Source organism: Clostridium tertium (assembly GCF_902652255.1).
Taxonomy (GTDB): domain Bacteria; phylum Bacillota; class Clostridia; order Clostridiales; family Clostridiaceae; genus Clostridium; species Clostridium tertium_A.
In genome coordinates, this window is the sequence record NZ_CACRTO010000041.1 from 1 (window position 1) to 12,282 (window position 12,282).

Consider the following 12,282-nt stretch of genomic DNA (forward strand, 5'->3'; position numbering starts at 1 on the left):
AAGACTATCTTTGCTATTTTTAGATTATATTATGATTATTTATACTAATATTTTAAATATGCAATATTACGCACATACAATATAGAAAACCCTCTGTTTTTTAACAGGGGGTTTATCAACAAACTGAAAGAGACACTTCATATATGAAGTGTCTCTTTTTATTGTAATTCTTTAAGTCTAAGCTTTAAGGCTTGATCTATATGTTTTAATATGCTTTTTGATCTTTTTTATTGCCCAATTATAGTGGCTTGACGTCGCAGATACACAATAACTGCCTAAAGTAGTAGTTCCTGTCCAGGGATAAACTTTTTTAGAAAACAATTCATCATTAGAAAACTTTTCAATTAGCTGAATTACATTAGAATGGCTTTCTTTAAGCATTTCTATTGATGTATTAAGAGACGTACCTTGATGCTTTTCCCAAAACACAATATTCATTTGACCGTAGGTTTTCCAGTTATATGGCTCTGGGATAAACGGCTTCCTTTCACCATTTAGATTCGAATTTACCCAGTTAAGTAGTAGCTGATGCCATTCATATAAATGAATAAGAATATCACGTAAATTTCTATCCCTATCCTCAAATAAAAAAGTTGTAGTTTGCTCTTCCTCTGACATTGAATCAATAAGTGTAAATATTTTTGAAAGTTCTTCCTTAGCAGCTTCTAGTAAGTCTTCTTTACTTGTAGGTCTTGACATAATATATTCCTCCCTTTTCTTCCATCTTCTAAACTCTCTTAAATTTGATTTATATATTTATTATAGAATATATAACATGACACCATATGTCATGTTTATAAAGTTTATTTAAAGAAGTTACATAGGTGCATATTACAGGAGTTATATTCTTACTCTTGGATTTTATTATTATTTATATAATGATTAGATATTTCTTTTAGAATTCTTATAAAGTCATTTTTTAATTGTATAGGTTCTATAATATCAACGTAACCACAGAAGGATAGTAAATAGCCATATAGCCAATTATCTACTGGTAAATTAGCTTCAACTATTATATCGCCATTATCCTCCTCTATAATCTTAGAATAATTAAATTCATCGTAGACTCTATAGGCTATCTCTTTTCTAAAACGTAATTTAATATATGGGTAACTATTAGCATTTTCAGTTACTTCTATAGGTGGAGGTAGAATAGGGAGGAATGTTTCAGATAAAGTCTCAACTTGTGTAATACGATTTATTTTAAAAGTTCTAAAGTCATCTTTTTCTAGACAATAAGTCTGTAAATACCATGCATGACTCTTGTAGCATAATCTTAATGGCTTAACTTTTCTTTTACTTACCTTACTATAAGAACTTACATATTTAAATGTTATAATATTTCTATTCAAAATTGCTGATTTAATTATATTAAATTTATCGTTGTCCACATTCTCGTTTCCCCAGCGTGAAAAATCTATTTGTATCCAATCTGGGTTATTTTGCTTAAATAATGCATTAAGTTTTAGAAGTAAACCATTTTCCATCTGAGGCAAAACAGCAAACATACTTTGTAAAGCACTAATAATTGTTAGTTGATCATTTTCGGACAAAATATCTTTATTAAGTACATATTGATTTATTAAAGAAATCCCGCCACCTTTCCCTTGTGTACAATATATAGGAATGCCAGCACTACTTAATGAATCTATATCTCTATATATCGTTCTTATAGAGACTTCAAATTCTTCAGCTAGTTCTGAAGCAGTAACATGTCCTTTTTCTAAAAGAATATATAATATTTTAAACAATCTGCTTTTCTGCATTATTATCACCTCAAGATTATTATAATATAAGGAACATGACAATAGATGGCAAGTTTAAAATAGTTTATATTTTCTTTCTGTTTATGGTAAAATATTAAAGTAATAAATAAGGAGGAAAGTAAATGGATATTAAAAGCTTTTTAAACTTAGTAGAAATTAGAACAAAGGTAGCAAGTGTTATTCCTTTCTTATTAGGAACATTTTATTCAATATATAGATTTGATACTTTTAATGCGAAGAATGCAATTATAATGTTTTCTTCAATGATAATATTTGATATGACTACTACAGCGATAAACAACTATATGGATTATGCTAAAGCTATAAAAAAAGAAGGCTATGGATATGAAACACATAATGCAATAGTAAGTCATAATTTAAATCCAAAGGTAGTTAGGGTAACTATTTTTACTATGTTAATTATTGCAGCTGCTTTAGGACTATTATTAGTTAAAAATACAAATATAATAGTTTTATTAATTGGAGCAATATCCTTTGTTATAGGAATTACATATTCTTTTGGACCTATTCCAATTTCAAGAACACCTTTTGGTGAAATATTCTCAGGACTAGCTATGGGATTTATAATAACATTCTTAACTATTTATATTCACGTATTCGATGCTGGAATATTAAATATAAGTTTTAATAACTTAAGTAACATAAATATTAGCTTTAATATTATAGAGTTAATAAATATATTCTTAATAAGCTTATCTCTAATAATGGGAATAGCAAATATAATGCTTGCCAATAATATTTGTGATATAGAGGATGATATAGTCAATAAAAGATATACACTTCCTATATATATTGGAAAAGAAAATGCTTTAAAGGTCTTTAAGTGGTTATATTATATTGGATTTATTTCAATAGTAATAGGTGTATTTACTAGAGTTTTACCTATTATTTCTTTAGTTACATTATTAGTTTTAAAACTAGTTCAAGGAAATATACATAAATTTAATAAGCTTCAAACTAAGAAAGATACATTTATACTAGCTGTAAAGAACTTTGTTATTACAAATTTAGTTTATGTATTAACTATTTTAGGTGGAGTATTGTTGTAACAAAAAATTGATAATTAATTATTAATGAGATAGTTCGTTGCAAATTATTTTATTTAGTTTGGAAGTGCATCTATTAATTTTACTATTACTTATAGTACTACTATTGTATAAGTAAAATTATATAGGTGCACTTTTCGCTTATAGAGAGATACTTTAAAGATAAATGTTAAAGTGCTATAATATTTTAGGATAATTTTACTAAAAATATAGTTATAAAAAGAGGGGGATATAATGAAAAAAAGAAGGTTATTAGCAATATTATTAGTAATAGCAACAACTATAACATTTGTTCAATGTAGTAGGGATATAGCTAATGAAGAAAACTATGATGAACAAACTGAAATTGAAGAGGTTAAACCAGTTGATAAGGAAGAATTCTTTGAAAAAGTAAATGGAACATTAAAAGAATATGCAGAAATTGTTGAAAAGAATTCTATAGGTGGATATCTTATAGAAGAGAGAGGTAATAACGAGGACGAAGATGATTATGGAATATATTTTGATACATATATAGAGGTTATGTCATCAGAAAAATCAATCGAAGATGGAAGTGTATATTATTTACTTACAGAAAATGAGGAAGGAAAATTAGTTCAAACTGATTTTACTTATGTTTGTTCCGCGGTATTAAGAACTCCAGAATTTGAATTAGATAATTATCCAGTATTAAAAGCTCATTTAGAAAAAATAAAGGAAATAGATCCTAAATTAGATTTAGATGAAATTGAAAAAGTGGTTAATGAAACGGATGAAGATAGAGAATCACATATATTTTTCAATACAGATAAAGATGAAAATATAAATAGCAAACTAGAAAAAGGAACATTAATGCTTTCATTTAGTTACAATGAAAATAATGAGAAGGAAGTTTGTGTAGATTATACGATAAGTAATGGTGGAATAGTTGAATAAATAGGTGAAAAGGAGCTGTCGCACAAACAGCCCCTTTTTATTTGAGATTATGTTTATTTTAAATTTAAAAGTTCATAAAGAAAATAGGATATTACTCAAATAGTATAATTTATAAAATTAAAGAGAAAATAAAATTAAGGAAAGGAGGAATGAAAATGAAAAAACTATTAATAGGTATGTTAATCACTTGCAGCTTAGGACTAGCAGCTTGTGGAAAAACTAATAAAGAGACTCCACCAGCTAATAATAGTGGTACAGGAATGACAGATGGTACTAATCCTGGTACTAGTAATTCTAATACTCCTGGAACAGCAATAGGTACGGATATGGAAAAGGCTAGAAAGGATGTAGAAGATTTATACACAGATTTTAATAAAAAAGTAGAAAATGGTGTGGATAAAATAGATCCTACAGAGTGGGAAGCATATAGGACAGAATTTGAAAATAAGATGAATAGTATGGGTAATACAATAGAAGATGCTTCTTTGGCAAGTACAATGGAGTATATGAGAAATTTATTCAACGAATATGATAAATCTATTAGAGAGAATACAGAGATAGCTAAAGATAAAGTTGAAGAAATGAAAAATAAAATAGAAGAGTCTTTTAAGAAATAAATAGAAGATGGGTTATCTTAAGTATCAGTGTTTAAGATAACCTATTTTTAAGTTATAATTTATTTATTAGATTATAAGAAAAGTAAAACTAGGTGATAAAATGAATTATGTTTATATATTAAAATGCTCAGATAATACTTTATATACAGGATGGACAACCTCTTTAGAAAAAAGGCTTAAGGCTCACAATAGTGGAAAAGGAGCAAAATATACTAAGCCTAGGCTCCCAGTAGAAATTGTATATTTTGAAGAATTTCAAGATAAAAAAGATGCAATGAAAAGAGAATATGCTATAAAGCAGTTATCAAGAGAAGAAAAGTTACAACTAATAATACAAAAAAAGAATAATGATGAAATAATAAGTGTTTTATAGATAATTTAATACATAAGCCTTAATTTTTGACTCTTATTATCGATAAATCTAATACATGGATTTTATCTATATAATAAAGAAAAACTAAGGAGGTATTGAATTGAAAATCAACTTAAATATTGGACAACAAAATAATTTTCTAAATAATAATCCTATAAAGCAAATCTTTTCTAGAAAAGCTCAAAACCTAGAAGATAGTGTTAAAAATGAAAATAGAGATGTTGTATCAATATCTCCTAAAGGTAAGGCTATGAGCTTATTAGAAAATCTTATGAAGCAAAAAATGGAGATTACTGATCAAAAAAATAGTTTGATTGGGTCTACTCTTGAAAAAGGAGATAGTTTAGATTCAATTAAGTCACAGCTTGAACTATATGAGAACCAATTAAAAAGTATAGATGAGCAAATGGCAAATGTTATGAAGGAAGATGTTGAAAAGCAAACTGAAAAAATTAAAGAAAAGAATGATAATAAAGAGAAGACAGAAAAGGAAGTAGAAAACGAAAGATTAAAGGCTGTATCTAATTTATCTACTGATCTTAAGAAAACCAAAACTTTAGCATCTATAAAAAGTAAGGTTGATGGTGAAGCAAGAGTATTAAAATCAGAAATTGAATTAGATAAAAATCGTACTTCTAGTGGAGCTGCTATAGCAAGTGGAGCTATATCTACCAAAAAAGAAGAACTGTTGAAGCAGTTAGAAGAAAAAAGTATTAATTTAGAAAAGTATATTGGGGAAAAGCATTTTTATATTATGGATAAAGTTAAAGATAGTAATGAGAATAAACCTTCAATATCACAAGAAGATAAAGAAAATAATGAGTTAAGTAAAATAGATAATGAAGAATAATTTAAATTTAAAATTAAGGAGTTATAGAAATTTATTATAGAGATAAATTTTTATAACTCCTTTTAAATTTCATTAAAATGAAAGATTATTCATTTACAGTTGTCTAGACATCTACATGTATAGTTATTAATAAGAGTAAACAAGAGAAAATTAAAGATATGTAGAATTATTTTATAAATTTAGGTGAAATTAATTAAATTTAACTGTAAATGGTTGAATTTAAGAAAAAGTATGCTAAAATGAGTGTAGATTTTAATTTTAGTTGCATAAAATGTACTATAAATTAAATGATAAAAAGAAGAAAAGGAGGATAGGCAAAAATAAAGCGCCAGAACTTAAGTGACACCCCAAATCTACGATTTGGTTGGTGGAACTTACTCAGCGAGCAAATGCGAGTAGAGTTGTCTTTGAGGATTAAAATCTATTATTGAATTGATTAGGAATTTCTTTTAGGCAATAAATTATGGTTTATATAGGCGAACTTAACTGAAACTCTAGAACTTGTTTTATTAAGTTGAAGTTATGCAGAGTACACAAATTAAAATGAAATGAGAAGGAAAACCGATGATAATTCAAATTTCAATTTAATTAAGTTCGTCTATTTAAATATAAAATTTAAAGCTCTATAGGAAATTTAGAAAGGCTGAGCAAGTTCGACTGACCAAATGTAGAATTGGGAGTAATAGAGGAAATGCAGCAAAACTGAGTAAGTTCGACTAGCTAAATATAAAATTTGGAGTCAGAGGGGAAACTCAGCATAGCTGAGTAAGTTCGATTGACCAAATCAAAGATTTGGAATCAGAGGGGAAACTCAGCATAGCTGAGTAAGTTCGACTAGCCAAATATAAAATTTGGAGTCTCACTTAAGTTGACGAGGATGGGGAGTTTATCGATACTTCGGCGGGTGCCCCACGGTATTGCACACTACCGTTAACGGCTAACAAAACTATAAGGTGACTTATAGGACAATATTAGCCTGGTGTTAAAACCTTCAAGGTACTATCACAGAATGAAAAATTAATAATGAAAAATGTGAAATTAAAGAAGAAAGCCTTTAAGGGGTTTCTGAAATTAATATGTTTATTCGCATTATCTTAGTAAGTATAGTTTACATTCTACATTTTTAATTTTGAGCTGTTGTAATATGTCCTTAATTTTGAATGAAAATAATAGACAATGGAAGGAAGAAAAAATATAATGTGTGGAATAGTTGGATTCGTAGGAAGAAAAGAAGCATCTCCTATATTAGTTGAAGGATTATCTAAGTTAGAGTATAGAGGATATGATTCAGCAGGAGTAGCAATATTAGAAGATGGAGAAATAAAAGTAAAAAAATATAAAGGAAGACTTAAAAACTTAGAAGAAAATTTAAGTGAAAATCCTTTGAAGGGACATATAGGAATTGGTCACACTAGATGGGCAACTCATGGAGAACCATCAGATATTAATTCACATCCTCATAGTAATGGAGATGTGACAATAAGTGTTGTTCATAATGGGATAATAGAAAATTATATAAAGCTTAAAGAATGGTTAAAGACTAAGGGATATACATTTTGCTCAGATACAGATACTGAAGTAATTCCTAACTTAGTAGATTACTATTACAAAGGTGATTTATTTGAGGCTGTAACTAAGGCAACTTCAAAGATGGAAGGTAGTTATGCAATTGGTGTTATTTGTAAAGAAGAGCCAGATAAGATAGTTGCAGTTAGAAAAGATAGCCCATTAATAGTTGGAGTAGGAAAAGATGAATATTTTATAGCTTCAGATATTCCAGCAGTTTTAAATCATACTAGAGAAGTTTATTTATTAGAGGATAAAGAATTTGTAATTATAACAAATGATGGAGTAGAAATAAAAACAGAAGATGGAGAAGAAATAGATAAAGAAATTTATCATGTAACTTGGGATGTTGATGCAGCTGAAAAAGGTGGATATGAAGACTTTATGTTAAAGGAAATACATGAGCAACCAAAGGCTATAAAAGATACTTTAACTTCTAGAGTTTTAAAGGATACAAAAGTTCAATTAGATGATATTAATCTTACAAAGGAAGAATTAGAAAACTTCGACAGAGTATTTATAGTAGCTTGTGGGACAGCCTATCATGCTGGATTAGTAGGAAAGACAATTATAGAAAAATTAGCTAAGATACCAGTTGAAGTAGATATAGCTTCAGAGTTTAGATATAGAGATCCATTAATAACAGAAAAGTCATTACTAATAGTAGTAAGTCAATCAGGGGAAACAGCAGACACATTAGCAGTATTAAGAGATGCAAAGAAAACGGGAGCTAAGGTTATTGCTATAACTAATGTTGTAGGAAGTTCAGTTTCAAGAGAAGCTCATCATGTTCTTTATACTTGGGCAGGACCAGAAATTGCAGTTGCTTCAACTAAGGCATATGAAACACAACTTATAGCAATGTATATCTTAGGAATATATTTTGGAGAACTTAAAGGAACATTAAGTAAGGAATTAGCAGAAAATCTTAAAGAAGAATTATTAATATTATCTGATAAGGTAAAAGAGGTTTTAGATAAAAAAGATGAACTTCAAAAATATGCTTCAAAAAACTATATGGATAAAGATTTATTCTTCTTAGGAAGAGGATTAGATTATGCAGTTGCATTAGAAGGTTCGTTAAAGCTTAAGGAAATATCATATATTCATTCAGAAGCTTATGCAGGAGGAGAACTTAAACATGGCCCAATTGCATTAATAGAAAAGGGAACTCCTGTAATAGCATTACTAACTGAAGATAAATTAAAAGATAAGATGATAAGTAATATTAGAGAAGTAGTTACTAGGGGCGCAAGAGTTTTAGCAATAGCAAATGAAGGGGATGAAGAGGCTAAGGAAGTATGTGATGATGTTATTTACATTCCAAGAACTAATTCATTACTAACACCAGTATTATCAGTAGTTCCACTACAATTAATATCTTATTATATGGCAAAGCAAAAAGGTTGTGATGTAGACAAGCCACGTAATCTTGCAAAATCAGTTACAGTTGAATAGTTTTATATCGTGACAAGCTTTCTTAATTTAAGAGAAATAACCTTGGAAAATTAGTTGCAATTGAGTAATTATATGAGGAGAGATATAAATGAGAGAAGAAACTATTAAAAAATTATTAGAAGAATATAAAGAAACTAAAAAGGCTTTAGAAATTGGCTTAGACTGGCTAAATGAAAAGGACTATGCAAAGGGAAAGTTGGATTTAGTAAATGTTATAATTGCTGATTTAGAAAAGTTAGTATAATAAAGTGATTCTTATCTTCAGGTGGAGTTTTCTTAATAGGAATACCCTACTCCATCTGAAGGTTAGAAGAACTAATCCAGGCGCGTAGCAGTGCTTAGCTCCCACTTATAGAAGGTGGAAGTGTTAGCAATGGTAGCGATCGGATAAAAGTTTAATATAAGGCTGCACACTCTTACAATTGGTGGACGAGTGTGCATTTTTTATTAGTGATGAGCCTAGGTATTTTAATTAATTTTAGAATATCTAGGCTTTTTATTCTTGAGCGTAATATAAAGAAATAAGACAACTCCTAATATTGAAGATATGATATAAAAGTTATACTCTTAGGCAATAAGAATTAAATATAAATTAAAAAGAAAATATTAAAATATCTATTTTACAATTAAAGTATATTTTGGTAAAAATAATGCTGTATAATTATATTAATAGATTATGTTTATGGTAATAAATAATAAGGGGGAAAATAGAGAATGGAAACTTTGAAAAATTTTAAGGACTTACAATATGTAAGACCTAACTTTGATGAAATTAATAAGACAATTACAAGTCTAACGGATGGGGTTAAAAAGGCTAAGAATTTTGAAGAATTAAAAGATATCATAAAAAAATTTGAAGTAGTTTATAGTGATTTACACACAAATCTAGCTATTTCTATGATTAGAGCTTATCTTGATAGTTCTGATAAGTATTATAATGATGAAATGCAGGAAGGTATGCAAAATGAATCTACTATTAATTACAATGAATTTTATAGTGAGCTTTTAAATTCATCTTTTACTAAAGAAATAAATAATGAATTTGGGGAAGAATTTTTAATTAAACTACAAGATAGCATAAATCTTAAATCAAAGGGAATGGATCTTCTTGAAAAAGAACAAGAATTAATATATAAATATCAAAAATTAAAAGCAACTATAAAGGTTGAGTTTAATGGGGAGTTATTAAGTGAAGGAGAAATAAGAAAATATACTACAAGCAAAGATAGAGATGTTAGGAAGAAAGCAACAATTAATCTTAATAAAGTTTACATTAATTTAAGAGAGGACTTTAAAGGTATTTTAGATGAATTAGTTAAAGTAAGAAATGAAATAGCTAAGGTAAATGGTTTTAAGTCTTTTGCAGATTATATGAATGTTGAAAAGGGAAGACGTGATTATGGGCAAAAAGAACTTCTAGATTTTTGTGCTAATGTTAATGAAGAACTTTCAGGCTTTTTAGAAATATTAAGTGATGCTCAAGCTAAAAGATTAGGCTTAGATAAATTAAAATACTATGATCAAGGTTTGAATTTTCTTGATGGAAATGCAAAACCAATAGGGAATGGTGAAGTTTTAAGTGAAAAAGCTAAGGAAATGTACTTAAGTTTAGATAGAGATATAAGTGAAATATATAATACTATGGTTGATAAAAACTATCTTGATGTTTCAGAATCACCTAATAAAATTTCAGGAATGGGATTTTGTACAGAGTTATTTAAACTTAAATTTCCTTATGTCTTTGGAAATTGCGATGGCTCATACACTGATGTAAATGTATTAACCCATGAAGTCGGACATGCATATCAAATGTACTTAAGTTTAAAAAATCAACCGCTTTGTTTTTATTCTGCCATGCCAAATGATGTAGCCGAAATACCATCTAAAACTATGGAGCACTTTGCTCAAGATTATTCTGAACTATTCTTTGGAGAGGATGCAAAGAAGTTTAGATTTCAATTTTTAGAAGGATCACTTAAAGAAGTTATATCCTACTGTGCAATTCATGAGTTTGAAAGCTGGTTATATATGAATCCAGAAGCAACAATTGAAGAAAGAGCTAATAAGTATTTAGAAGAAACTAAAAAGATGAACCCTGGAATAGATTATTCTGAAATTGAAGGAGAAAATATAGGGGAAATCCTATTATATAAGAGTATGGGAGTTTACATGTTCCCCTTCTATTTAATTAGCTATGCAATATCAGCAATGTCAGCTATGGAATTTGCAAAACGTATGGACAAAGATAAGAAACCCACATGGGAAGACTATAAAAAGCTTTGTTCTGCTGGGGGAAGTTTATCCTATTATGAATTATTAAAGGCGGCAAATTTAAATTCGCCTTTTGAAAAAGAAACTATAAAAAATAGCATAGGTTTTATAAAAGAAAATCTGATGAAATATATTGATTAAAAAATTTAGCAAAACTAGAAATCAATAGTATAGATAAGATTCAATTATTTTTTATGATTTATTTTAGAAATTTAAAATAAAAAAGGGGGAATTATTATGCAAAGAGAGATTATAAGTAATACAAAATTATTAAATGAACAAGGAAATTTAAAACAAAAAGGATATGCAAGGCATTTAATATTAGATTATGATAGAAAAGATATTAAAGCTAGCTTTCTACGTATTAAAGAATGGGATTACTATTTAATATATAATGAGGAATATGGCATTGCTTTAACTCTTGCAGATAATTCTTATATGAGTTTAGAGAGTGTTTCTATCTTAGACTTTAAGAATGCAAGGGAAAAAACAGTATCGCCAATTCAAGGATTTTCCCTTGGCAAAATAAATATGCCTTCAAGTTCTAAAGAGGGTGATGTAGTTTATACTTCAGAAAAAATTGATTTATCATATAAACATAAAAATAATAAAAGAATTTTAGAATGTAGAATGGATAATTTTCATGATAAGAAAACATTTTATTGTTATCTTGAATTAGGTGAAGAACCTCAAGATTCAATGGTTATTGCAACTCCATTTAAAAAAGAAAAACACTTTTATTATAATCAAAAAATAGTAGGATTCAAAGTTAGTGGATATTTTCAATTAGGTGATTTTAAATACGAATTTAATAAAAATAATACAAGAGGTATTTTAGATTGGGGCAGAGGTGTTTGGACTTATAAAAATGTATGGTACTGGGGCGCAGGTTGTGGAATAGTAGATAATCATGAGGTAGGATTTAATATTGGATATGGATTTGGAGATACAAGTTCAGCAAGTGAAAATGTTATTTTCTATGATGGTATTTTGCATAAGCTAGAAGATGTTACGTTCAATATCCCAACTGATGAAAAAGGAAATTATTTATATATTAAACCTTGGACTTTTACAAGTAGTGATAAAAGATTTGAAATGGAATTTGAACCTATTTTAAATAGAGCTTCTTGCACTGATGTAAAATTAATTTGTAGTGATCAAAATCAAGTTTTTGGTAAATTTAACGGCACCATGATATTAGATAATGGTAAAAAGATAGTATTGAAGGATTTTCTTGCTTTTGCAGAAAGGGTTTCAAACAAGTGGTAAAACATAACTTATCTGGAGAAGAGGAATGGAAGCTTTTACAATAATAAAATAATATAAGAATGCATACTCTAATTATAAATATTGGATAGGAGTTTTAAAAAAAGACGTAATTTCGAATTTATATAGGATT

General features: G+C 28.0%; 10 protein-coding genes. 8 read left to right on the forward strand and 2 right to left on the reverse strand.

What is annotated here, in order from left to right; genetic code table 11:
- Positions 1 to 177 precede the first annotated feature (177 nt).
- The gene (locus tag GPX08_RS12830) at positions 178 to 699 is read right to left on the reverse strand and encodes a ClbS/DfsB family four-helix bundle protein (protein WP_156627197.1); all 522 of its coding nucleotides are present in this window, start codon (positions 697 to 699) and stop codon (positions 178 to 180) included.
- Between the two features lie 149 nt (positions 700 to 848).
- A complete protein-coding gene (locus GPX08_RS12835) occupies positions 849 to 1,766 on the reverse strand; it encodes a WYL domain-containing protein (protein ID WP_156627198.1) in 918 nt (305 codons plus the stop codon).
- 122 nt (positions 1,767 to 1,888) lie between these two features.
- Here GPX08_RS12835 and menA point away from each other — a divergent pair, with 122 nt between their 5' ends.
- The 8 genes from menA (at position 1,889) to GPX08_RS12875 (ending at position 12,152) form a co-directional block, all read left to right on the forward strand.
- Entirely contained in the window at positions 1,889 to 2,836 is a 948-nt protein-coding gene (gene menA / locus GPX08_RS12840; RefSeq protein ID WP_156627199.1) for a 1,4-dihydroxy-2-naphthoate polyprenyltransferase, read from the forward strand.
- Between the two features lie 231 nt (positions 2,837 to 3,067).
- Positions 3,068 to 3,748: a hypothetical protein gene (locus tag GPX08_RS12845; protein WP_156627200.1), complete on the forward strand. Its 681-nt coding sequence runs from the start codon at positions 3,068 to 3,070 to the stop codon at positions 3,746 to 3,748.
- Between the two features lie 155 nt (positions 3,749 to 3,903).
- Complete coding sequence (locus GPX08_RS12850) at positions 3,904 to 4,365, forward strand: hypothetical protein (protein ID WP_156627201.1); 462 nt, start codon at positions 3,904 to 3,906, stop codon at positions 4,363 to 4,365.
- A gap of 100 nt (positions 4,366 to 4,465) precedes the next feature.
- Positions 4,466 to 4,738 carry a GIY-YIG nuclease family protein gene (locus GPX08_RS12855; RefSeq protein WP_156627202.1) on the forward strand — a complete coding sequence of 91 codons (273 nt, stop codon included), beginning with the start codon at positions 4,466 to 4,468 and terminating at the stop codon, positions 4,736 to 4,738.
- Between the two features lie 100 nt (positions 4,739 to 4,838).
- Entirely contained in the window at positions 4,839 to 5,588 is a 750-nt protein-coding gene (locus GPX08_RS12860; protein ID WP_156627203.1) for a hypothetical protein, read from the forward strand.
- 1,197 nt (positions 5,589 to 6,785) lie between these two features.
- Entirely contained in the window at positions 6,786 to 8,612 is a 1,827-nt protein-coding gene (gene glmS, locus GPX08_RS12865; RefSeq protein ID WP_156627263.1) for a glutamine--fructose-6-phosphate transaminase (isomerizing), read from the forward strand.
- 714 nt (positions 8,613 to 9,326) lie between these two features.
- Positions 9,327 to 11,024, forward strand: coding sequence for a hypothetical protein (locus tag GPX08_RS12870; protein WP_156627204.1), 1,698 nt, complete (start codon positions 9,327 to 9,329; stop codon positions 11,022 to 11,024).
- 96 nt (positions 11,025 to 11,120) lie between these two features.
- Entirely contained in the window at positions 11,121 to 12,152 is a 1,032-nt protein-coding gene (locus GPX08_RS12875; RefSeq protein ID WP_156627205.1) for a DUF2804 family protein, read from the forward strand.
- Positions 12,153 to 12,282: the final 130 nt, after the last annotated feature.

Excerpts from the sequence above, each read along its gene's own strand:
- glmS (WP_156627263.1), top strand. The coding sequence starts at position 6,786 with ATGTGTGGAATAGTTGGATTCGTAGGAAGAAAAGAAGCATCTCCTATA.
- menA (WP_156627199.1), top strand. The coding sequence starts at position 1,889 with ATGGATATTAAAAGCTTTTTAAACTTAGTAGAAATTAGAACAAAGGTA.
- GPX08_RS12870 (WP_156627204.1), top strand. The coding sequence starts at position 9,327 with ATGGAAACTTTGAAAAATTTTAAGGACTTACAATATGTAAGACCTAAC.
- GPX08_RS12830 (WP_156627197.1), bottom strand. The coding sequence starts at position 699 with ATGTCAAGACCTACAAGTAAAGAAGACTTACTAGAAGCTGCTAAGGAA.
- GPX08_RS12835 (WP_156627198.1), bottom strand. The coding sequence starts at position 1,766 with ATGCAGAAAAGCAGATTGTTTAAAATATTATATATTCTTTTAGAAAAA.
- GPX08_RS12850 (WP_156627201.1), top strand. The coding sequence starts at position 3,904 with ATGAAAAAACTATTAATAGGTATGTTAATCACTTGCAGCTTAGGACTA.
- GPX08_RS12845 (WP_156627200.1), top strand. The coding sequence starts at position 3,068 with ATGAAAAAAAGAAGGTTATTAGCAATATTATTAGTAATAGCAACAACT.
- GPX08_RS12855 (WP_156627202.1), top strand. The coding sequence starts at position 4,466 with ATGAATTATGTTTATATATTAAAATGCTCAGATAATACTTTATATACA.
- GPX08_RS12875 (WP_156627205.1), top strand. The coding sequence starts at position 11,121 with ATGCAAAGAGAGATTATAAGTAATACAAAATTATTAAATGAACAAGGA.